Annotated in this window: 19 protein-coding genes; 13 read left to right on the top strand and 6 right to left on the bottom strand. The window is 73.3% G+C overall.

What is annotated here, in order from left to right; genetic code table 11:
• Nucleotides 1-12: 12 nt before the first annotated feature.
• From DSM104329_RS15725 to DSM104329_RS15700, 6 genes are all read left to right on the top strand, one after another.
• Nucleotides 13-1,284, top strand: coding sequence for a M16 family metallopeptidase (locus DSM104329_RS15725; protein WP_259310793.1), 1,272 nt, complete (start codon nt 13-15; stop codon nt 1,282-1,284).
• Nucleotides 1,281-1,952 carry a 4-hydroxy-tetrahydrodipicolinate reductase gene (locus DSM104329_RS15720; protein WP_259310792.1) on the top strand — a complete coding sequence of 224 codons (672 nt, stop codon included), beginning with the start codon at nt 1,281-1,283 and terminating at the stop codon, nt 1,950-1,952. Before DSM104329_RS15725 ends, DSM104329_RS15720 begins: the two co-directional genes overlap by 4 nt.
• Nucleotides 1,953-2,054: 102 nt before the next feature.
• Nucleotides 2,055-2,465, top strand: a complete 411-nt coding sequence (locus tag DSM104329_RS15715; protein ID WP_259310791.1) for a hypothetical protein — start codon at nt 2,055-2,057, stop codon at nt 2,463-2,465.
• A complete protein-coding gene (locus tag DSM104329_RS15710) occupies nt 2,462-2,779 on the top strand; it encodes a hypothetical protein (RefSeq protein ID WP_259310790.1) in 318 nt (105 codons plus the stop codon). Before DSM104329_RS15715 ends, DSM104329_RS15710 begins: the two co-directional genes overlap by 4 nt.
• Nucleotides 2,780-2,969: 190 nt before the next feature.
• Nucleotides 2,970-4,163, top strand: coding sequence for a hypothetical protein (locus DSM104329_RS15705; RefSeq protein ID WP_259310789.1), 1,194 nt, complete (start codon nt 2,970-2,972; stop codon nt 4,161-4,163).
• Entirely contained in the window at nt 4,160-4,747 is a 588-nt protein-coding gene (locus DSM104329_RS15700; protein WP_259310788.1) for an RDD family protein, read from the top strand. Before DSM104329_RS15705 ends, DSM104329_RS15700 begins: the two co-directional genes overlap by 4 nt.
• 121 nt (nt 4,748-4,868) lie before the next feature.
• Here the strand turns inward: DSM104329_RS15700 and recD2 are convergent, their stop codons facing one another.
• Complete coding sequence (gene recD2, locus DSM104329_RS15695; protein WP_259310787.1) at nt 4,869-6,995, bottom strand: SF1B family DNA helicase RecD2; 2,127 nt, start codon at nt 6,993-6,995, stop codon at nt 4,869-4,871.
• A 57-nt stretch (nt 6,996-7,052) separates the two neighbouring features.
• On the opposite strand from recD2, the gene dapA reads away from it, so the two are divergent.
• The 3 genes from dapA (at nt 7,053) to DSM104329_RS15680 (ending at nt 10,263) form a co-directional block, all read left to right on the top strand.
• Nucleotides 7,053-7,922, top strand: a complete 870-nt coding sequence (gene dapA, locus DSM104329_RS15690; protein WP_259310786.1) for a 4-hydroxy-tetrahydrodipicolinate synthase — start codon at nt 7,053-7,055, stop codon at nt 7,920-7,922.
• Between the two features lie 52 nt (nt 7,923-7,974).
• A complete protein-coding gene (locus DSM104329_RS15685; protein ID WP_259310785.1) occupies nt 7,975-9,639 on the top strand; it encodes a ribonuclease J in 1,665 nt (554 codons plus the stop codon).
• A gap of 96 nt (nt 9,640-9,735) precedes the next feature.
• Nucleotides 9,736-10,263 carry a flavodoxin domain-containing protein gene (locus DSM104329_RS15680; protein WP_259310784.1) on the top strand — a complete coding sequence of 176 codons (528 nt, stop codon included), beginning with the start codon at nt 9,736-9,738 and terminating at the stop codon, nt 10,261-10,263.
• A gap of 78 nt (nt 10,264-10,341) precedes the next feature.
• Here the strand turns inward: DSM104329_RS15680 and DSM104329_RS15675 are convergent, their stop codons facing one another.
• The gene (locus DSM104329_RS15675) at nt 10,342-11,538 is read right to left on the bottom strand and encodes a ZIP family metal transporter (protein WP_259310783.1); all 1,197 of its coding nucleotides are present in this window, start codon (nt 11,536-11,538) and stop codon (nt 10,342-10,344) included.
• Complete coding sequence (locus tag DSM104329_RS15670; RefSeq protein WP_407655843.1) at nt 11,538-12,590, bottom strand: multicopper oxidase domain-containing protein; 1,053 nt, start codon at nt 12,588-12,590, stop codon at nt 11,538-11,540. The genes DSM104329_RS15675 and DSM104329_RS15670 overlap by 1 nt, the downstream gene beginning before the upstream one ends.
• Before the next feature lie 95 nt (nt 12,591-12,685).
• Here DSM104329_RS15670 and DSM104329_RS15665 point away from each other — a divergent pair, with 95 nt between their 5' ends.
• Nucleotides 12,686-13,984, top strand: a complete 1,299-nt coding sequence (locus DSM104329_RS15665) for an aspartate aminotransferase family protein (protein WP_259310781.1) — start codon at nt 12,686-12,688, stop codon at nt 13,982-13,984.
• A 23-nt stretch (nt 13,985-14,007) separates the two neighbouring features.
• A complete protein-coding gene (locus tag DSM104329_RS15660) occupies nt 14,008-14,454 on the top strand; it encodes a group III truncated hemoglobin (protein ID WP_259310780.1) in 447 nt (148 codons plus the stop codon).
• A 12-nt stretch (nt 14,455-14,466) separates the two neighbouring features.
• Here DSM104329_RS15660 and DSM104329_RS15655 read toward each other — a convergent pair whose 3' ends face one another.
• Nucleotides 14,467-14,865: a VOC family protein gene (locus DSM104329_RS15655; protein WP_259310779.1), complete on the bottom strand. Its 399-nt coding sequence runs from the start codon at nt 14,863-14,865 to the stop codon at nt 14,467-14,469.
• Between the two features lie 297 nt (nt 14,866-15,162).
• Between DSM104329_RS15655 and DSM104329_RS15650 the strand changes: the two genes are divergently transcribed.
• Both DSM104329_RS15650 and DSM104329_RS15645 read left to right on the top strand, forming a co-directional pair.
• The gene (locus DSM104329_RS15650; RefSeq protein ID WP_259310778.1) at nt 15,163-16,548 is read left to right on the top strand and encodes a class II 3-deoxy-7-phosphoheptulonate synthase; all 1,386 of its coding nucleotides are present in this window, start codon (nt 15,163-15,165) and stop codon (nt 16,546-16,548) included.
• 57 nt (nt 16,549-16,605) lie between these two features.
• Complete coding sequence (locus DSM104329_RS15645) at nt 16,606-17,523, top strand: crotonase/enoyl-CoA hydratase family protein (protein ID WP_259310777.1); 918 nt, start codon at nt 16,606-16,608, stop codon at nt 17,521-17,523.
• Here DSM104329_RS15645 and DSM104329_RS15640 read toward each other — a convergent pair.
• Together DSM104329_RS15640 and DSM104329_RS15635 are read right to left on the bottom strand one after the other, a co-directional pair.
• The gene (locus tag DSM104329_RS15640; RefSeq protein WP_259310776.1) at nt 17,513-19,123 is read right to left on the bottom strand and encodes an FAD-dependent monooxygenase; all 1,611 of its coding nucleotides are present in this window, start codon (nt 19,121-19,123) and stop codon (nt 17,513-17,515) included. The genes DSM104329_RS15645 and DSM104329_RS15640 overlap by 11 nt on opposite strands.
• Nucleotides 19,110-20,564, bottom strand: a complete 1,455-nt coding sequence (locus DSM104329_RS15635; RefSeq protein WP_259310775.1) for an ABC1 kinase family protein — start codon at nt 20,562-20,564, stop codon at nt 19,110-19,112. The genes DSM104329_RS15640 and DSM104329_RS15635 overlap by 14 nt, the downstream gene beginning before the upstream one ends.
• Between the last annotated feature and the right edge of the window lie 62 nt (nt 20,565-20,626).

Here is a 20,626-nt window from a genome sequence, read left to right as displayed (position 1 = left end):
TCCGGTGGCCGGGTGACCGACGGGGTCACCCTCACCGAGCTGGAGTCGGGCGTGCGGGTCATCACGGAGGCGATGCCCTCCGTGAGATCCGCCGCCCTCGGCTTCTTCATCGGCACCGGCTCCGGCATGGAGGCCGAGGCCGAGGCCGGCCTGTCGCACCTGCTCGAGCACATGCTCTTCCGGGGCACGGACCGGCTGCAGTCGCACGAGATCGACGAGCTGTTCGACGCGATGGGCGCGGAGCTGAACGCGGGAACGGGCAAGGAGTCGACCTCGGTGTACTCGCGCGTCCTCGACGTGCACCTCGACGAGGCGTTCTCGGTCATGGCCGACATGGTCTGGCGGCCGGCGCTGCGCGATCTGGAGACCGAGCGCGAGGTCGTGCTCGAGGAGATCGCGATGTACGAGGACGACCCGCAGGACAAGGTCTTCGACGTGCTCGGCGAGGCGGTCTTCGCGGGCCATCCGCTCGGGCGCGCGATCATCGGCCGCGCCGAGGTCATCTCGTCGATCGACCGTGACGGCCTGGCGGCGTTCCACCAGCGGCACTACCACCCGCCGCAGGTCGTGGTCGCCGCCGCCGGCTCCCTCGAGCACGAACGCATCGTCGAGCTCGTGCGCGAGGCCGAGCAGCGGGGGATGAACGGCGGCCGTTCGCGCCTGCAGTCCGCGCCGCTGCCCCCGTTCGAGGCGCGGACGGTCTTCGCGCGCAAGGACACCGAGCAGGTCCACGTCTGCCTCGGCGGCCGCGGGATCGCGCGCGACGACGACCGCCGCTTCGCGCTGCGGGTCCTCGACACGATCCTCGGCGGCACGTCATCGTCGCGCCTGTTCCAGGAGGTGCGCGAGCGGCGCGGGCTGGCCTACGCGGTCTACTCGTTCACGGCGCTGTACGGGGGCACCGGCCAGGTCGGCCTGTACCTCGGCACCCGCGGCGACAACCTCCGGGAGGCGCTGAAGGTCCTCGGCTCCGAGCTCGAGCGGTTCGCCGACGAGCCCGCGACCGAGGCCGAGATCGCGCGGGCCAAGGAGAACGCGAAGGGCCGGCTGGTGCTGTCGCTGGAGTCGACGGCGTCGCGCATGAACCGGCTCGGCTCGGCCGTCCTGGCCGGCCTGCCGGTGCTCGACGTCGACGAGGTGCTCGAGCGCATCGACGCGGTGACGCTCGACGACGTGCGCGCGCTGGCAACCGAGCTGTTCGCGCCCGGCCGGCTGTCGGCGGCGGGGATCGGACCCGACGAGGACGCGTTCCGGGCGGCGCTCGCACCGCTGGCGGTCGCGTGACCAGCGCCGGCGATCCGATCCGCGTCGGCGTGGCCGGCGCCGCAGGCCGCATGGGCCAGACCGTGTGCCGCGCGATCGAGGGCGCCGAGGACATGGTGCTCGCCGGCCGGGCGGACCCGGCGCTGGGCGTGGAGCTGGGGGAGATCCTCGGCGACGTCGACGTGGTCGTCGACTTCACGCAGCCCGACACGGCGACCGCGAACGCGCTCGCCTGCGTGCGGGCCGGCGTGCACGTCGTCATCGGGACCTCGAGCTTCGACCTCGAGCCGCTGCGTGGGCTCGACCATCCGCCGAACGTCTTCTTCGCGCCCAACTTCGCGATCGGCGCGGTGCTGATGATGCGCTACGCCGCCGAGGCGTCGCGGGTGATGAAGCGGGCCGAGATCATCGAGCTGCACCACGACGGCAAGCTCGACGCCCCGAGCGGGACCGCCGCCCGGACGGCCGAGATGATGCAGGGTGACGTCCCGATCCACTCGGTGCGGCTGCCCGGGCTCGTCGCCCACCAGGAGGTCATCCTGGGCGACGTCGGCCAGACGCTGACGATCCGCCACGACTCGGTCGACCGCGAGTCGTTCATGCCGGGCGTGCTGCTCGCCGTCCGCCGCGTCGGCTCCTTGACCGAGTCGCCGGTCGTGGGCCTCGAGCACCTGCTGTTCGACTCGTGATCCGCGCCTCCGCGACCCGCCGGTCCTGAACAGGACCTGAACTGTGGCGCTGGCGGACAGGGTGGGCAAGTATCGTCGTGACGCCCGTCACGAGGAGGCACCATGCCGTGGACGACCCATCTGCTCGTCGTCGCCAGCCGGACCGCCGAGTCCAGTGAGCTCATCTCGTACCTGCGCGAGCGCGCGCGGACGGGTCCCGTGCACGTCACTCTCGTCGTGCCGCTCGAGGTGGGCGGCCGCGACGCCGGCCGCGAGCGGCTCGAGGGCGCGCTGGCGCGGCTGCACGAGATCGGGATCGAGGCGGTCGGGCAGGTGGCCGGCGACGGGGAGCCACTGCACGCGGTCCTCGAGGTCTACGACCCCAAGCGCCATGACGAGATCATCGTCGTGACGCTGCCCGAGCACCTGTCGCGCTGGCTGCGCTGCGACCTGCCGCACCGGATCGCGCAGGTCACCGGCGCCCTCGTGCGCCACATCGAGGTCAGCGAGCGGCGGGCGGCCGTGCGCCGGTGAACAGCCCACCCGGGGTGACGGTCGCGGTCACCGACCACGCCGCCGACCGGTACCGCCAGCGCGTGCGCGGCACGCTCGACGCCCGCACGGACGTCGCGGGGCGCGTCGCCCGCGGGTGGGCGGCGGGCCGTGTCGAGCCGGGCGAGCGCGGCGCGATGCGGGTGACCGATGTCGAGGACCGCTCGCTCGTGTTCGTCTGCCGCCACGACGTGCGCGGCGGCGAGCTCGTCGTCATCACCCTCTGGGAGGAGGGCGACGAGGCGCGCGTCCCGCGCCGCTTCACCGACGCTCTCGAGCCCCGCCGCCGCAGCTGATCGGTCCTCGAAGATCGAGAGCGGCGACGGACCCGTCCGCAGCGCCGGCGGGAGCCGCGGCGATGGCGAGCGAGCGAGGCTGGGATCGATCCTGTCGTCTGTCACGCGTGCGCAAGGTATCGTCGGTGGTGACGGCAGGAGGCTGTGAGTGGTCGGAAACATCGTCAGACGAGTTCCGGGGAGCGGGCTGGTGGGCAGCGTGGCCCGCACCGCCGTGCGCGCGGCGGACAACGTCGGCGACGCCGCGGTCCAGACGACGAGGGCCGTGACGCTCGTGACGATCGACCGCGTGCTCGCCTCGTCCTTCGCTCTGGAGGTCGTCGACCACGTCGTGTCGAGCCCGCTCGTGGATCGCAGCGCCCAGCGCCTGCTGCGCGGGCCGGAGGTCGGCAGGCTCGTCGAGATGACGCTCGAGAGCGACCAGATCGACGCGGTCCTCGCCGGCGCGGTCGAGAGCCCGGCGGCCGAGCGGCTCATGCGCGGCGCGCTCGAGTCGCCGGCGGTGCAGCGCCTGATCGCCGAGGTGCTGGACTCACCCGGGATGGAACGGGTCGTCGCGGGGGCGCTGGACTCTCCGGGCGTGCAGCGGATGGTGGCCGGCGCGCTGGACTCTCCGGGTGTGCAGCGGATGGTGGCCGGGGCGCTGGACTCGCCCGGGATGCAGCGGGTCGTCGTGGACGCGCTGGACTCTCCGGGTGTGCAGCGGATGGTGGCCGGCGCGCTGGACTCTCCGGGCGTGCAGCGAATCGTGTCCGACGCCCTCGACTCGCCGGCCATGCAGCGGATGGTGTCGCAGGCGCTGGTCTCGCCCGGCATGCAGCGAATCGTGTGCGACGCCCTCGACTCGCCGGCCATGCAGCGGCTGCTCGCCGAGACGCTGGAATCCGCGGGCGCGCAGCGTCTGGTCGCGGGCGCGCTCGACTCGCCGGGCACCGAGCGGCTGCTGGCCGAGGCGCTCGACTCACCGGGCATGCAGCGGCTGCTCGCCGAGATGCTCGAGTCCGCGGGCGCGCAGCGTCTCGTGGTGGGGGCGCTCGACTCGCCGGGCACCGAACGGCTGCTGGCCGAGGCGCTCGACTCACCGGGCATGCAGCGCCTGCTGGACCGCGCGCTCGAGAGCCGGCTGACCGACGAGCTCCTGACGCGGATCCTCGAGGACGTCACCGTCCGGCTCGCCGCGAGCCAGGGCCTGTGGACGCTGATCGACGAGGTCGCGGCCAGCCCGGCCATCACCGCCGCGATCACCCAGCAGGGCATGGGCTTCGCCGACCAGGTCGCCGGCGAGGTTCGCGGCCGCTCTCGCAACGCCGACGCCTGGATGGAGGCCGTGGCGCGCCGCGTCCTGCGGCGGCGCGACGGGGCCCGGACCACGGAGGCCGGATGAGCGCGACCGTACCTCCGGTGCCGCCCGCGCAGCCGGTGCCCGGCGCCGCCCCGGTCGCGCTCGCGACGACCCGTGCGCCCCCTGTCGCCGAGCCCGTGGTGGTGGTGACCGGCCCGTATGCCGGGCTGGCGACCCGCACACTGGCCTTTGCCGCCGACGCGATCGTCATCAACGTCGTCGGCTGGTTCGTCGCGGCGATCGTCACGCTGTGCCTCTCGCTGCTCAGCCTGCCGAGCAGCGTGAAGGACGTCCTGCTCGTCATCGGCGCCGGCATCGCACTGGTCTGGACCGCGTCCTACTTCTGCTTCTTCTGGTCGACGACCGGGCAGACCCCGGGCAACCGGCTCATGCGCATCCGCGTCGTCGAGGTCGCGACGGGTCAGCCCATCAAGCCGCGGCGCGCGTTCGGGCGGATGCTCGGCCTGGTGCTCTCCGCGCTGCTGCTCTGCACCGGCTTCCTCCTGATCCTGTTCGACGGGCGGCGTCGTGCGCTGCACGACCGTCTCTCGGGCACGATCGTCGCCGACGTCGCGGCCGAGCCGCCGATCCGCACCGTCGCGCCCCCGCGCCGGACCCGCCGCTAGAGCGGCGCGGCAGGGCGGGCCACGGAATGGATGGGCCCTCACCCGCGCCGGAGGTGCGGTCACCCCTCGCGGACGAGCTCGGCCACGCGACGGCGAGAGCCCACTCCCGCCGGAGGTGCGGTCACCCCTCGCGGACGAGCTCGGCCAGCCGGGTGTGCCGGCGCCGGGCGTCGACGCGCCGCAGCGCGAGCTCGAGCGCCCGCCGCTCGCCCACGAAGACCGCCATGCGCTCGGCCCGGGTGAGTGCGGTGTAGACGAGGTTGCGCGTGAGCATGACGTGATGGCCCGAGAAGATCGGGACGACGACCGCCGGCGCCGAGCTGCCCTGCGCCTTGTGCACCGACATCGCATGCGCCGGGCGCAGGGTCTCCAGCGCGCCCGCCGGCAGGGCGATCATCCGGCCGTCGTCGGTGGCGAGCAGCGTCTCGGCGGCGTCGCGGTCGTGGGCGGCGATCACGCCGATCTCGCCGTTCATGAGCTGGCGCTCATGGTCGTTGCGGGTCTGCACCACGCGGTCGCCCACCCGTAGGCCGGTGCCCGGGATCGGCTCGCCGTCCGGGTTCAGTCGTGCGCGCAGCGCGTCGTTGAGCGCCTCGATGCCGACGGGGCCACGGTGCATCGGCGCGAGCACCTGCACGTCGGCGCGCGGGTCGAGCCCCAGGTGCCCGGGCAGGCGGTCGGCGGCGAGCGAGACGACCTCGGCGAAGATCTCGTCCGCGCGATCGCGGGCGACGAAGTAGAAGTCGCGATCGACGTCGCCGGGGATCTCGCGTGGGGGCGGGCGGCCCTCGTTGATCGCGTGCGCGGCGCGGACGATGAGCGACCGCGCGGCCTGGCGGAACACCTCGGTCAGCCGGGTGAGCGGGACCTCCTCGGAGGCGATGAGGTCGTCGAGCACGCGGCCGGGGCCGACCGGGGCGAGCTGGTCGGGATCGCCGACGAGCACGACGTGCGTCGCGTCGCCGACCGCGCCGAACAGCGCGCCGGCGAGCCGGACGTCGAGCATGGACGCCTCGTCGACGATGAGGACGTCCGCGCCGGGGATCGGGTCCTCGGGCCCGTGGACGAAGCCGGCGCCGGGCTGCCAGCCGAGCAGCCGGTGGATCGTCGAGGCCTCGGCGCCGGTCGCCTCGGCCATCCGGCGCGCGGCCTTGCCGGTCGGCGCGCACAGGCGCGCCGACAGCCGGCGGGCGTGCACGACGTCCACGAGCGCGCGCAGCGTCGCGGTCTTGCCGACCCCGGGGCCGCCGGTGAGGATCGACAGGCGCCCCGCGAGCGCGCGCTGGATCGCCGCCCACTGCGCGTCGGTGGGCACGAAGGCGCCGCCGCCGGGCCGCTCGGGTGCCGGGCCGTCGTGGGCCGGATCGGCGTCCAGGAGCGCCCGCACCCGCTGCGCGAGCCGCTGCTCGATGCGGTGCAGACGCGCGTCGGCGACCCGGTCGCCCTCCACCACGACGGCGCCCGCGGCGGCGAGCTGCTCGATCGCCCCCGCCGGATCGGCGTCGAGGAGCCGCCGGGCCCGAGCGCGCAGCTCGGCGGCCGGCAGGTGGCAGTGCCCGTCGGACTCCGCCTCGCGCAGCGCGTGCGCGACGCCCGCCGCCAGGCGGCGCGGGTCGTCGGGCCCGACGCCGAGCGCGAGGGCCAGCGCGTCGGCCGTCGCGAAGCCGACCCCGTCGAGCTCGCAGAGGCGGTACGGGTCGACCGTGAGCACGTCGACCGCGTCGGCGCCCAGTGCGCGCAGCACCCGGCTGGCCGCCGCCGCGGGCACGCCGTGGGCGTCGAGGAAGAGGCGCACCGCGCGTAGCGACCGCGCCTCGCGCCAGGACTCGACGGCCGGCGCGATCCGGATCGGCCCGATGCCCGGGACCTCGCGCAGCCGGGCGTGAGGGTCGGCATCGACGACGTCGAGGACGCTCGCGCCGTGGCGGTCGAGCAGGTACGCGGCGCCCGCCGGCCCGACGTGCTTGACCGCCGCGAGCACGGCCAGCAGCGCGGCGTCGGTGCTCGGCTCGGCCACCCGCACGGCGCTCACGTGGAACTGGCGGCCGTGCCGCGGATGCTCGCGCCACGTCCCGCGGACCTCCATGGCGTCGCCCGCGTGGATGTGCGCGAGCGGGCCGCACACCACGACCGCCTCGCCGTCGTCGGTGACCGCGTCGAGCACGGCGAAGTCGCCGTCGTCGGCCTGGTAGCGCACGCGCGCCACCTCGACGGCGAGCGCGGGTGCCGGATCAGCCGGGACGGTCATCGAATCCGACGGTAACGCGCGGGCGGCAGTCACTCGGCCGCTGACGCTGAGATACTGGTGTCCGTGGGCACCTTCGGCACCGTCATCACCGCGATCGTCACACCCTTCGACGACGAGCTGAACGTCGACGAGGAGGCGTTCGTCTCACTTCTGCGCCACCTCGCCGATCACGGCAGCGACGGGTTCGTCGTCTGCGGATCGACCGGCGAGGCGGCGACCCTCACCGATGACGAGCACATGCGCGTCGTCGAGCTCGCCGTGGCCGAGAAGCCGGACGGCGTGAAGATCGTGGCCGGGACGGGCTCCAACGACACCCGCCACGCGGTCGAGCTGACGGAGCGCGCGACCGCGCTCGGTGTCGACGGGACGCTGTCGGTCACCCCGTACTACGTGCGGCCCAACCGGCGCGGGCTCATCGGCCACTACAGCGAGATCGCGAAGGCCACCGACAAGCCGATCCTGCTCTACAACATCCCCAGCCGGACGGCGCTCGACATCCCCAACGAGCTCCTGGCCGAGCTGGGCGGGATCGACCACGTCATCGGCGTCAAGCAGGCCAACAACGACAACCTCGCCCCGATCGACGGCCTCGAGGTCTACGCCGGCAACGACGACGTCTTCGCCCGGACGCTCGACATGGGCGGCGCGGGGGGCATCCTCGTCGCCAGCCACGTCGTCGGCGACGAGATGCGGCGGATGGTCGAGCAGCCCGAGCGGCGCGCCGAGATCGACGCGTCGCTGCGCGACGTCTACGCGGTCATGGGGGTCACGACGAACCCGATCCCGGTCAAGGCCGCGCTGAACCTCCTGGGCCACGACGTCGGTGGGCTGCGGCTGCCGCTCGTCGAGGTCTCCGAGGAAGAGCGTGCCGCGGTGCGGGCCGTGCTCGAGCGCCATGGCCTGCTGAGCGGCGCGTCGGCATCGTGAGACCCTGCGGGTCCTCACACGGCGACGCTTCGACCCGGCGGACGATTCCATCGTGAGTCCCAGCACCTTGCGCGTCCTGCCCCTCGGCGGGCTGGGCGAGATCGGCAAGAACATGACGGTCGTCGAGTACGAGGACCGCATCGTCGTCGTGGACACCGGGCTGCGCTTCCCGACCGCGGACATGATGGGCATCGACCTCGTCCTGCCGGACTTCAGCTACCTGCGCGAGCGTGCCGACGACATCGAGGCGATCGTCATCACGCACGGCCACGAGGACCACATCGGCGCGCTGCCGTTCGTGCTGCGCGAGCTGGGCCAGGACATCCCCGTGTTCGGCAGCCGGCTGACGATGGCGATGGCGCGCTCGAAGCTCGACGAGCACAAGCTGCGCGAGGTCGAGCTCGAGGACGTCGAGGCCGGGGTCCGCATCGAGGCGGGGCCGTTCGACATCGAGCTCGTCCACATGACGCACTCGATCCCGGACTCGCGGGCGGTCGCGCTGACCACCGACCTGGGGACCATGCTCGTCACCGGCGACTACAAGTTCGACCAGACGCCGGTCGACGGCCGGCCGGCGGACATCTCGCGCCTGGCGGAGCTCGGCAAGGACGGGCTGCTGCTGCTCTGCGGCGACTCGACGAACGTCGACCGCCCGGGCTGGGCCCCGAGCGAGTCCGGCGTCGGGCCGCGCCTGGAGGAGGTGTTCTCGCGCTGCGAGGGCCGGATCGTCGTCACGTCGTTCGCGTCGAACATCCACCGCGTCCAGCAGGTCATCGGCGCCGCCGCGGCCGTGGGCCGCAAGGTCGCGCTCATCGGCCGTTCGATGCGCAAGAACGTCAACATCGGCCGCTCGCTCGGCCACATCGTCGCGCCCGAGGGCCTGATCATCAACGCGCGCGAGATCGAGGACTTCCCCGACCACAAGCTCGTCATCTGCTCGACCGGGTCGCAGGGCGAGCCGCTGAGCGCGCTGCGCCGCATGGCCCACCGCGACCACCCGCAGGTCGAGCTGCACTCCGGCGACACGGTCGTGTTCTCCGCGACCCCGATCCCCGGCAACGAGCGCGCGGTCAACGAGACCGTGGACCGCCTCTTCCAGATCGGCTGCGACGTCATCACGACGCGCGACGCCCCGATCCATGCCTCCGGCCACGGCTACGCGGAGGAGGTCAAGCTGATGCTGAACCTGGTGCGGCCGCAGTACGTCATGCCGTTCCACGGCGACTACAAGCGCATCCGGATGCACGGCCAGCTCGCCGAGGCGGTGGGCATCGAGGCGCAGCGCGTGTTCCGGGGCGTCAACGGGCTGCCGCTGGAGATCGACAAGCGCGGCGCGCGCTTCGGCGACAAGGAGCAGTCGGGGATGGTCTTCGTCGACGGCGTCGACATTGGCGACGTGGCCGACGTCGCCCTGCGCGACCGGCGGATGCTCTCCGCGGACGGCATCTTCGTCGTCGTCGCCACGATCTCCGAGCAGGACGGGTCGTCGGTCGCCGAGCCCGAGGTGATCTTCCGCGGCGTGCCGTTCCGCGACCAGGCCGACGAGCTGCTCGACGAGATCCGCGGGACGGTCGAGGCGTCGCTCGAGCGTGCGGCGGAGGAGGAGATCCGGGAGATCGACCTCCTGCAGGAGCTCCTGCACGACGACCTCGCCCAGTTCGTCTACGAGCGCCTGAAGCGGCGGCCGATGGTGCTGCCGGTCGTCGTCGAGGTCTGAAAAAGCGTCCGGCCCGCGGCGGACCGTAGTCTGCCGCGTCGCGCCCCGGGCATTGCCCCGATGCCGCACGTCGCGGGTGCGGGCATCCTGGGGCTCATGAGCACGCCATCGTCATCGACCCCCAAGGTGCTGGTCGCGTACGCCAGCAAGCACGGCTCGACTCACGAGATCGCCGAGGCGATCGCCGAGCGCCTGCGCGCGGACGGCGTGCCGGCGGACTGCCGCGACGCCGGCGACGTCAAGGAGCTCGAGGGCTACGGCGCCGTGGTGCTCGGCAGCGCGGTCTACATGAAGCGCTGGCGCCATGAGGCCAAGCGCTTCCTGCATCGGCACCGCCGCGAGCTGGCGCAGCTGCCGCTCTGGGTCTTCTCGTCCGGGTACGTCGGCGACGCCGAGCGCAACGCGGAGTGGGAGGAGCCGGCCGGGGTCGTCAAGACGGTCGAGGAGCTCGGCGCCCGCGCGCACGTCGTGTTCGGCGGGCGGGTCCCGCAGGACGGCGGGTTCATCGCGAAGTCCATGGCGAAGAACACGCCGCCCGAGTCCGCCGACCGGCGCGACTGGGACGAGATCGGCGAGTGGGCGGCCGGGATCGCCGGCGAGCTGCGGGTGGGCGAGCGCGTGTAGCGCGGCCCGCGTCGGCATCGACCGTCGAGGTTCTCCGCGTGAGGCTGAGGAACTCGACGCTCGGTGGCGCGCGCCCGCTCAGGCGGCGACCAGCAGGCTCGTCGCGTACAGCGCGATCATCCCCGCGCACAGGCCGCCGACGCTGACGGGGTTGAGGATCCGGCCGCTGCCGTCGCGCATGGTAGACGCGAGCTGCACGACGACCTGGACGATCGCGCCGACGCCGACGCCGAGCAGGAACGTCGTCAGCTCGGCGTTGTCGACGGTCGCGCCGAGGATGCCGCCGAGGATCGCCGGCGCGCCCGCGATCACGCCGAGGCCGAGCAGCCGGGCCAGCGGCGGCCGGCCGGGCCCGCCGCTCAGGGGCGCCGCGATCGCGAGGCCCTCGGTCGTGTTGTGCGCGGCGAACCCGACGACGAGGAAGGCGCCGAGGGCGAGCTCGCCGATCGCGTAGGCGCTGCCGATCGCGAGGCCCTCGCCGAGGTTGTGCAGCCCGATGCCGATCGCCACCATCAGCGCGGCCGCGTATCCGCTGCGCCCGGCCGCCCCCGCGCCCGCCCGCCGCGCCGAGACCATGCGGTCGACGGCGGTGAGCGCGAGGAACGCGAGCCCCGCTCCGAGGAACAGCAGCTCGACGCCGCCGAACGCCTGGCTGCTGGCGCCGGCGATGTCGAGGCCCTCGATCGTCCCGTCGACCGCGAGGAACGCGAGCAGCCCGACCGTGAAGGCCATGAGGCCGGTCATCCACGGCCGGCTCGCCCGGCGCAGGACCGGCAGGAGCAGCATGCCCAGCAGGACGGGGATGATCCCGACGTACGTGCCCAGCAGCGCCATGAGCCCGAACAGGCCCGCGTCGGGGGCGGGGGTCTCCACGGCGGCCGCGATCTGGTGCTCGATCACCGCGCCCGTGGAGGTGAGCATGGAGACGAGGTACGGGGAGCCGTCCTGCCAGGGGTAGTCGATCTTCAGCGAGGCGCTCGCGAGCCGGCCGATCTCGTCGCCCGGCCCCGCGAAGTCCGCATAGGCGTCGTTGACGAAGATCTGCGCGACGGAGACCGCGTCGGGGCCCGTGTTGCGCAGCCGCAGCTCGATCGTGCCCGGCTCGAGCACGGTGCGCTCGACGGCGAGCTGCTCGACGGGCGGACCCTGGCGCTCGGGCAGCGCGTCGCCACCGACGAGGGCCAGCCCGGCCAGCACGACCGCCATCACCGCGACGAGGATCGCCGCGAGCACCCAGGTGGGCACCACCGGCCGCGTCGCCGTGGGGGCCGGCATCAGCCGGTCACCTCGAACATCCCCATCCAGCCGAGCTCGGCGAACTCCGTCTTGTGGGCGTGGAACATGAACTGCCCGGTGTGGGGGAAGCGCATCTCGAGGATGCCGCGCTGGCCCTGCACCTGGGCGACCGTGTCCGTGTACTCGAGCGGCTGCAGGCTCGTCCCGGTCGGGAAGTAGTGAAAGAAGTTGCCGTGCAGGTGGAACGAGTTGATCGGGTCGTACTCGAGCAGGTTCGTGAGGTAGATCCGCACCAGCTCGCCCCGGCGCACCTGGACCGGCGCGTTCATGTAGCAGAAGGGGATGCCGTTGACCGCGTAGAGCTGGTTGCCCTCGCCGTCGAACGTCGTGTTGTAGCCGTGCTGGACCATCACGAGCTCGTCGGCGTCGGGGCGGCCGCCGGCGGGGTCGATGATGAACGTGCCGTACATGCCGCGGGCGATGTGCTCGGCCAGCGGCCCGACGTGGCAGTGGTAGAGGTGCAGCCCGAACGGCTCGGCGTCGAACTCGTAGATGGTCGTCGCACCCGGCTCGATGATCCCGGCGCCCTGTCCCGCCACGCCGTCCATGTCGGCCGGGTGGATGCCGTGGAAGTGCATCGTGTGCGGGTGATGCGAGCCGTTGCGGAAGTTGATGCGCAGTCGCTCGCCCTCACGGCAGCGCAGCGTGGGGCCCGGGATGCGGCCGTTGAACGTCCACGCCGGGAACGTCACCCCCGGGGCGACCTCGACGTCGTGGTCCGACGCCCAGACGTCCCACTCGCGCAGCGTGCGCCCCCCGGGGAGCTTCGTGGTGCGCCCCCAGTCGAAGTCGCGCAGGATCTCGGTCGGGTCGAAGCCGTTGGCCGCGTGGTCGACCGTCTGCCCGCCGCGGAACATGGGGCCGTTGACGCCGCCGCCGTGGGCCATGCCGGAGCCGCCATGCGCGTGGGAGTGGGCGCCGTGGTCGTGCTGCGCGCCGTCGGCCGTGGCGCCGCGGACGCCGGCGACCGTGAGGCCCAGCGCGGCGACGCCTCCGGAGGCGAGCAGGGATCGGCGGGACACGGAGGCCATATGACGGATCTAAGCAGATTGTTGGTAGCTACGGCCTCAGACTTTAGTCGGGCCTAAAACGGCGTGGACGCAGCGGGCCATGGGAGGATCGGGCCATGTCCGATCCCCGCGACCTGCTCATCCGCTACGGCGGCTCGTTCACGGACGGGGTCGTCGCGTCCGCTTCGGGATCGTGGATGCAGCTCGACGACGGCCGCCGGGTGCTCGACTTCACGGCGGGCCAGATCTGCGCGACGATCGGCCACAACCATCCGGCGGTCGTGGCGGCGATCGAGCGCGCCGGCCGTGACGTGCTGCACCTCAACGCGTGGGCGCTGTCGCCGCCCGTGCTGTCGCTCGCGGAGCACCTGGTCGCCACGCTGCCGCCCGGCCTCGAGCGGGCGATGTTCCTGTCGACGGGGGCCGAGGGCAACGAAGCGGCGCTGCGCATGGCGAAACTGGCGACCGGCGGCTTCGAGGTGCTGTCGCTGACGCGCAGCTGGCACGGCATGACGGCGGGAGCGAGCTCGGTGACGATGTCGGCCGGCCGCCGCGGCTACGGGCCGGCGATGCCCGGGGTCTTCGCGCTGCCGGCTCCGTACGCGTACCGGTGCCCGATCCGCCACTGCGACGGCACGTGCGACTGCTCGTGCCTGGAGGCGGGCTTCGACCTGTTCGACCAGGCGTCGGTCGGCGCGCCGGCGGCGGTGATCGCCGAGCCGGTGCTGTCGGCGGGCGGCGTGATCGTCCCTCCGCCCGGCTACTTCGCGCGGCTGGCCGAGCTCTGCGACGAGCGCGGGATGCTGCTCGTCCTCGACGAATGCCAGACCGGGCTGGGACGGCTCGGGGCGATGTACGGGTTCGAGCTCTACGACGTCGTCCCAGACTTCCTCGTGCTGTCGAAGACGCTCGGCGGCGGCGTGCCGATCTCGGCGATGGTGACGAGCGCCGGTCTCGAGGAGCGCTGCCACGCGCTCGGCTTCGCGCACGTCACGTCGCACGTGTCCGACCCGCTCCCCGCCGCGGCGGCGGACGCGGTGCTGGGCGTGGTGGTGGACGAGGACCTGCCCGCGGTGGCCCGCGCTCGCGGCGAGCAGGTGCTCGCCGGGCTGCACGAGCTGCACGCGCGCCACGAGGTCGTGGGCGACGTCCGCGGCCTCGGGCTGCTGTGCGGGCTCGAGCTCGTCACCGACCGCGACACCCGCGAGCCCGCCGACGAGCTCGGCCGCGCGCTGACCGACGAGTGCCTGCGCTGCGGGCTGTCGGTGAACCTCGTGCGGGGGTCGTCGGCCGGGGCGACGAACTGCGTGCGCATGGCGCCGCCGCTGACGATCGGCGCCGAGGAGGTCGGCCTCGCGCTCGAGATCATCGACGACGCGCTGACGACGGTCACCGCGCGCGCGGCCGTGAGCTGACCCCGATTTCCTATTCTGTGGGCATGCACGCAGGCGGCGACATCGAGACGCACGAGGATTGCGAGCGCCTGGTCCGCGCCTTCTACGGGCGCGCTCTGACCGATCCGATGATCGGCTATCTGTTCACGGACATCGCCCACCTCGACCTCGAGGCGCACGTGCCCGTGATCTCGTCGTTCTGGGAGACGGTCCTGCTCGGGTCGCGGACGTACGGGGGAGGCGCGTTCGCGCCCCACGCGTCGCTCGACGCCAAGTCCCCGCTGCGCGCCGCCCACTTCGAGCGCTGGCTCGTCCTGTGGCGCACGACCGTGGACGAGCTCTTCGCCGGTGAGCGCGCCGAGCTCGCCAAGGCGCACGCGCTGCGCGTCGCCGCCGCGTTCCACCGCCGCCTCGAAGGCCGCCGCGAGGCCGTTGCCGCGTACGCGGCCGGTGGCCTGGCCGTGACGCGTCACGGCCCGGCCATGGCGTAGGACGCTCGCCGCTCAGGCGCCGGACGTCTCGACGACGGCGATGTGGTTGCCGTCGGGGTCGCGCATCATGAACATGGTCGGCGTGCCGGGCGACGACATCGGCTCCTCGACCTCGACCCCGAGGGCCTTCAACCGGGCGTGCTCGGCGTGCACATCGGCCGTCTCGATGCCGATCGCGCTGCCGCCGGGCTCGTCGTTCATCGGCGGGTTGAGCGCCAGCCGGGCGGTCGAGCCGGGCGGCGCGACCTCCAGCCAGCGGTACTCGCCGTTCTCGCCGAACGCGACGTCGGCGCGCACCTCAAAGCCCATCTTCTCGGTGTAGAACGCCAGCGCGGCGTTCTGGTCGGCCACGGTGAACATCGCGACGCCGATGTTCGTGACGGTGGTGGGGGCCTGCGTGGGATCGCTCATGCCCATAAGACAGCGAGAGGGGCGAGAACTCATCGGTGCGCACCGGGCTGCCGTCATGCGGGGCTCAGCGGCGCGATCCCATCGGCTCCGTGACCGTCGGGCTCGACGCGGATGCCCCACCAGCACACCAATCCGCAAGTTCTCCGGGTCTCGGCGGCGCTCGCACGCGTCTGACGGTGGTCGCCGACCGCACACGTACCACCAGTATGCGAGCGGCCGGCGACCGCCCCCAGCCACGCACGATCATCCACCGAATACCTCGAAGAACTTCCGGACGGCTGCACTAGCGTTCGAGGCATGAACTGGACCGTCGACGTGCCCGTGGGGGCGCTTCCCGAGCTCCCACCGCTGCCGGCGGCGCTGGCCGCGGCGCTGGCCGACGCCCTCGACCGGCCGGCCGCCCAGCAACCGGTCTGGCCGGATCCCGACTACGTCACGCGCGTGCGGGCGCTGCTGGAGAGCGTGCCGCCCATCGCCGTCCCCACCGAGGTCGACCGGCTGCAGGAACGCCTCGGCGCCGTCGCCCGCGGAGAGGCGTTCCTCCTGCAGGGCGGCGACTGCGCCGAGACGTTCGTCGACAACACCGAGGAGCACCTTCGCGGAACGATCCGCACGCTGCTGCAGATGGCCGTCGTGATGACCTACGGCACGTCGATGCCGGTCGTCAAGGTGGGCCGGATCGCCGGGCAGTACGCCAAGCCGCGCAGCTCGGACACCGACGCGGCCGGTCTGCCCTCCTATCGCGGCGACATGGTCAACGCGCTGGAGCCGACCCCGGAGGCTCGCCGGCCCGACCCGGGCCGCCTCGTACGCGCCTACGCGAACGCCGCCGCCGCGATGAACCTGGCGCGCGCGATCACCGGCGCGGGCCTGGCCGACCTGCACCGCCTGCACGAGTGGAACATGGACTTCGTCGCCTCCTCGAACGCGGGCGCCCGGTACGAGCGCGTGGCCACGGAGATCGACCGCAGCCTGCGCTTCATGTCGGCGTGCGGCGTCGACGACAGCTCCCTGCGGACCGTCGACCTGTTCGCCAGCCACGAGATGCTCGTCCTCGACTACGAGCGCGCGCTCCTGCGCCTCGACCAGGACCGGCTGTACCTGCTCTCCGCACACCTGCCCTGGATCGGCGATCGCACCCGCCAGCTCGACGGCGCGCACGTCGCGGTCGCGGCGCTGCTCGCCAACCCGATCGGGGTGAAGATCGGCCCGAGCACCACGCCCGAGGAGGCGGTCGCGCTCGTCCAGCGGCTCGATCCCGAGCGCATCGACGGCAAGGTGACGTTCGTCGCGCGGATGGGCAACGGGGCGGTCCGCGAGCAGCTGCCGGCGATCATCGAGGCGGTCATGCGCTCCGACCATCGCGTCGTGTGGCAGTGCGACCCGATGCACGGCAACACCGAGGAGTCCCCGAGCGGGCACAAGACCCGCCACTTCGACCGTGTGATGGACGAGGTCGAGGGCTTCTTCGAGGTCCACCAGCGGCTCGGCACCCACCCGGGCGGCATCCACATCGAGCACACCGGCGAGGACGTCACCGAGTGCCTCGGCGGGGCGCAGCGCATCACACACGACGAGCTCGCCTCCCGTTACGACACCGCCTGCGACCCGAGGCTGAACACGCAGCAGTCGCTCGAGCTCGCGTTCCTCGTGGTGGAGATGCTCCGGCGGACGGGTCGCTAGGCCGAGGCGACCATCGCGCCGCCGCGGCGCCGGCCCGGACCTCTACCGTCGCGGGTCATGACCGACCTCCAGACGTTGACCTACACGGCCGCCGACGGGATCGGCCGCATCACGCTCGACCGCCCTGATCGCGGCAACGGCATCACGCGCCGCCTGGTCACCGAGCTCGAACAGACCGTCGAGCAGGCCGACCTCGACCCGGCCGTCCGCGTGATCCTGCTGTCCGGGAACGGCAAGGGGTTCTGCGGCGGCTACGACCTGGTCGAGTCGGCGGAGGGTCAGGGCCGGCTGGGCGACGAACCGCTCGCCGCCCCGGCGGGCTCGCCGCTCGACCCGGCCGTCATGGCGGCCAACCACGACCCCGCGCGCGTCTGGGACCCGATGGTCGACTTCGGGATGATGCGCCGCAACGTCCGCGGCTTCATGTCGCTGTTTCACTGCACCACGCCGGTCGTCTGCAAGGTCCACGGCTTCTGCGTCGCCGGTGGCACGGACATGGCGCTGTGCAGCGACCTGCTCGTCATCGCCGCGGACGCGAAGATCGGCTACCCGCCGGCGCGGGTCTGGGGCTCGCCGACGACCGCGATGTGGGCGCCCCGGCTCGGCCCCCAGCGCGCGAAGCGGCTGCTGTTCACCGGCGACTCGCTGTCGGGCCGCGAGGCCCTGGAATGGGGGCTGGCGATCGAGGCGCCCGCGCCCGAGGATCTCGACGAGCGCACGGAGGCGCTGGTCGCGCGCATCGCCCGGATGCCGCTCAACCAGCTGCAGATGATGAAGCTGCTCGTCAACCAGAGCCTGTTCAGCCAGGGCCTGCACGCGACCCAGCTGCTCGGCACGGTCTTCGACGGCATCACCCGCCACACCGCCGAGGGCTACGCCTTCCAGCAGCGTGCGGCCGAGGCGGGCTTCCGTCAGGCGGTCCGCGAGCGCGACGAGCCGTTCGGCGACGCGGGCGCGTCGACGTTCAAGGGCTGACGTCGACCCGGGCGCCGGCGGCCGTCGCGGACAACACGCGCAGGTAGGCAGCGATCGCGCCCGGGTCGCCGCCGTCGTGGCGGAACCCGACGAACCGGTCAGGACGGATCGCGAGCACCGTCACGTCTCGGATCCCGAGCCGGTCGGCGACGTCCGCGTCGAGCGTCCCGAGCCCCGCGACGGCCGGCCCGGCGGACAGGCCGAACACGGCGCCGATGATCGGCGAGGCGTCATGCTCGGCCTCCACGGCGCGCGCGAGGTCGAGGACGTCGGCGGGGCGGGCGTGTGGGCCGCCGAGCACCAGCACGGTGTGCTCGGCGCGGTGCGTGAGCTCGTGGAGGCTGCACCGCCCGCCACCGGCCGGGTGCGCCGCCAGCGGGTCCGGCAGCCGGTCGCCCGGGCGCAGCGCGTCGGCATCGTCGCCGGTCACCGCGCGCGAGTCGCGATAGGACCGGCCGAGCTCGGCGGCCGAGGTCGCCTCGTGGTGCGCGGATGCCGGGTCGGCGAACGTCCGGCGCAGCGTCGCGTTGCGCTCGGCGCGCTCGGCATCGAGGGTCAGCGCGACCGCGGCCTCCGTCGACGCGCCCGAGTCCACCACCTGCTGCGCGACCGGCCGGCGCTCGTCCTCGTAGGCGTCGAGCAGGCTGGGCGCGCAGGCGCCGGCGCAGACGAGCGCGAGCTTCCAGCCGAGGTTGAACGCGTCCTGCAGCCCCGTGTTCATGCCGTGACCCTGCGCTGGTGTACAGGCATGGGCCGCGTCGCCCGCCAGCAGCACCCGGCCGGCGCGGAACCGGGCGGCGACGCGCGAATGGCAGTGGAAGCGCACCGGGTTCTCGACGTCGGTGAACCTGGCGCCGGGGTGGTAGCGGTGGATCACGGGCGCGGCGTCGGCGACGAGATCGCTCGCGTCCGAGGTCGGCCTTACGTAGACGCGCCACCGGTTGCCCGGCAGCGGCGTCAGGTTCAGCGGCGGCCGATCGAGGTAGGCGACGGCGACGTCGGGGTCGTCGTCGCATCCCTCGATCGACGCGTCGAAGACCGCCCACGCCGGTTCGATGTCCGCACCCTCGAAGTCGATGCCGGCGAGGTCGCGGATCGTGCTGTGGAACCCGTCGCACGCGACGAGCCACGCCGCCGCCACGTGCCGCCGCCCGCCGTGCTGCTCGATCGTCGCCAGCACGCCGTCCGGTCCCTGCTGCAGGCCGACCAGGCGGGTGGAGCGCTGGACCGTCCCGCCCTGGCGCTCGAGATGGCCGAGGAGGATCGACTCCGTCACCTCCTCGGAGAGACCGAGATCGAACGGATAGCGCGTGTCGACGAGGGCGAGGTCCAGGTAGCCGAGGGTCTCGCCGTCGGCGCGGATGCGCGCGGCGCGGGTCTTCACGCCGAGCTCGAGGAACCGGTCGGCGAGGCCCAGCGCCTCGAAGATCTCCATCGACCGGGAGTGCACGACGGTCGCGCGGTCCCAGCCGAGCGGAGCGTCGAGCGCGTCGACGAGCAGGCACGGCACGCCCCGCCGCCGCAGCTCGGCGGCCAGGAGCAGGCCGGTCGGTCCGGCGCCGGCGACGAGCACGCTCGTCCGCTGGTCAGGGTCGCGCATCAGCCACGCCGGCGGGACTCGGTCCGACGCCGTCGAGGAACGCGCGCTCCTGCTCGCCGAGCGGCGTCGCGGGCGGCTCGCCGTGCAGGTACTCCGCGGCGATCGCGCCCCAGTCGCCGCCGGCGCGCAGCTGCCCGAGGACCACCGCGACGATGCCGTGCATGCGCCGGATGAGCAGCGACTCCGGCGGCAGGGTGAACTGGTTCATCTGGTCGCGCATCGCGTCGCGCTGCTCGTCGTCCACCGGCTCGCGGCGGTGGTCGCGGCGCGCGTCGTCGGAGCGGAACCGGCGCGGGCCCGGCTTCGCGTACCAGCTCGTCGCCATCCGCATGAGGGTCAGCGCCCAATCCGCGTCGACCACGTCGGCCCGGTCCGCGGGCAGGTAGCCGACCGCGGTGAGGGCCGCCTTCAGGGCCTGCGCATCGCCGGCGCGGACCGCCCGGGCGAGCGCCCGCTCGCCGTCGAGATGGCGCGCGTCGACGTCGCGCACCAGGCCGAAGTCCAGGAAGCAGACGCGGCCGTCGGAGCACAGCAGGTAGTTGCCCGGGTGCGGGTCGCCGAGCGCGATGTGCTCGCGGTACAGCAGACCGAAGAAGAAGCGGAAGACGATCTCGCCGTAGCGGTCCCGTACGGGCTCGCCGGCGCGCCGGACCTCCTCGAAGCGCGCGCCCTCGACGTACTCCGACACGAGGACGCGCCGGGTCGACAGGTCGGTGAGCACCCGCGGGATGCGGATGGCCGGATGGCCGCGCAGCAGGCGCTCGATGCGCCGTTGATTCTGCGCCTCGAGCTCGTAGTCGAGCTCCTCGGAGATCCGCGCGCGCATCTCCGCCGCCAGCGCCCTGCCGTCGAGCCCGGGAGCCAGGCGCTTGACGAGCGGCAGCAGCAGCGTCGCGTTGCGCAGGTCCGTCTCGACGGCCTCCGCGACGCCCGGGTACTGGATCTTCACCGCCACCGTGCGGCCGTCGCGCGTCGTCGCACGGTGGACCTGCCCGATCGATGCCGCCGCGAACGCATGCGGCTCGAAGTCCGCGAACACCTCGCCGATCGGCGCGCCGAGATCCTGGCGCATCAGCTTCTCGAGCTTGGCGAACGGCACGGGCGGGACGCCGTCGCGCAGGGCGGCGAGCCGGCGCTGCAGGTCGTCGCGCTGATCCTCCGGCAGGCCGTCGAAGTCGACCATCGAGAGCATCTGACCGACCTTCATCGCCGCGCCGCGCATCTGGCCGAGCTGCCCGACGAGCTGGTCGACGAGCGCGGCGGTGCGGTCGTTGCGCGCCGTCTGCGCCCGCTCGGGCGAGCGGACGCGGTTGGCCGTGTGCATGCCGGCCCAGCGCAGCCCCTGGCCGGCGACGAGCCCGCCGACCCGCGCGGTCCGCGCCAGCCGCCCCGTGGGGAGTCGACCGGCCTGGGCCGGGGGCTTCTCGGGGTCGTCGCTCACCGCGGCCCAGGCTACCGGCGCGGGGGAGGGCCGCCGCCGACCGATGAGTTGCGGTCCCGTGC

The sequence above is a fragment of the Capillimicrobium parvum genome (assembly GCF_021172045.1).
Lineage (GTDB): Bacteria > Actinomycetota > Thermoleophilia > Solirubrobacterales > Solirubrobacteraceae > Capillimicrobium > Capillimicrobium parvum.
This window is presented reverse-complemented; position numbering and strand designations above follow the sequence as displayed.